This is a genomic window from Streptomyces sp. NPDC054841, from assembly GCF_053611045.1.
Map to the genome: position 1 here is coordinate 1 of NZ_JBSGZO010000900.1, position 1,429 is coordinate 1,429.

The 1,429-nt window shown below is 68.9% G+C and carries 1 protein-coding gene; it reads right to left on the reverse strand.

Annotation, left to right across the window (positions count from 1 at the left end; genetic code table 11):
• Nucleotides 1–37: 37 nt before the first annotated feature.
• Complete coding sequence (locus ACWGI8_RS44290; protein ID WP_453669286.1) at nucleotides 38–1,249, reverse strand: ISAs1 family transposase; 1,212 nt, start codon at nucleotides 1,247–1,249, stop codon at nucleotides 38–40.
• Nucleotides 1,250–1,429: the final 180 nt, after the last annotated feature.

Genomic DNA, 1,429 nt, shown 5'->3' on the forward strand with positions numbered 1-1,429 from the left:
GCAGGGTCATTGCGTGAAGTGATCTTGTCCGGGTTCGTCAGGTGAGTCCGAGGGCGGTCAGGGGGCGGCGGTAGTCGCGGGCGGCTCGTCGGAGGGCCGCGGCCATGTTGGTGGCGCCGTCTTGGCGGTGGATGCCGATGGCGAGGTTGCGCAAGGATGCCATGGTGCGGGGCAGGTGTCCGGTGCGGACCTTGGAGTCGTCCTCGCGGAAGGTCCGGTCGCGGACGTGATGCAGGAGGTTCTCGATACCCCAGTGGCCTCTGATCCAGGAGGCGAGTTCGGGGCCGGTCGCGGCGCCGGGGGCGAGGCTGGTGATCAGGTAGATCCGCTCGATCGTGAGCTCACCGGTGGCCCGGTCCAAGCGCCATCGGACGATATGGAGGGCCTGCTTCGCGTCGGGGTAGTCGAGGTGGTCGAAGGCGGCGGCCTTCAGCCTGCGGATCTCGATGCGGTGGTGGGCACGGGTGCGGTCGTAGTGCTCCAACGGCATGTCCCGCCAGGGCAGATGGCGCACCCGGTCGTGGAGCTTGGCGTGGTTCTTCTTCGCGATCGCCAGGTAGTGGGCCCCGCGTGACCGGAGGTAGGTGCCGTGGGCGTGCTGGGTGTGCAGCGCGTCAGCGGTGACCACGACGCCGTCCAGGTCCTCGATGGTGTCCAGCAGGGGCGCGAAGGCGGGGATCTCGTTGCTCTTGTCGGCGATCTGCCGCTGGGCCAGGACGGTGCCGGTGTGATCCATCGCGGCGAGCAGGACCACCGCGGTCTTCTCGGCGGTGCGCGAGCCGCGCACCGTCTTGCCGTCCACGGCGACGGCCCGTCGGTTCGGCCGCGTGACCGGCTCGCCATCGGGGGTCCTCTGGGTGAGGCGAGCGTCGAGGAAGGCGCCGATGGCCCGGTCCAGGACATCGCCGTCAAGACGTTCCAGCAGGCGACGGACGGTCGCAGGGTGCGGGACGGGGATCCGCCCGGTGAGCGGGTCGGGAGCGAAGCCGAGCGCCTTCAAGGCCCAGGCCGGTGCGTCGGTGATCCATTCGCTGATGGCAGTCAGCGACTTCGCACCGGTCAGGACCCCGGCGGCCACCGCGCACGCCAGCGCGCTGAAGGGGTAGAGCCGGCCCTTGCGGCCCCGGGGATCGGGCACGCAGTCCAGGAAACTTCGCAGGTCAACGGCATCGAGAAGGGGCGCCGGGTCGGATATCGAGGCCAGTTGGCCCAGCGGGGAGGCGATGGGCGATGATGCAGAGGCAGGCACGGGCTCGCTCAGTGTTCATGGGACGTAGACACTCACATGATCACCGGCACCGTGCCTGCACTGCGTTCCCAGGGCTGATTCATAGTCCTGACTGCGTTCCACCCCCGGAACCGCACCAACCCCGACATGACGCAACGTCACAGACATCTGCGACGAAGCTGCTTCACGCAATGCCCCTGC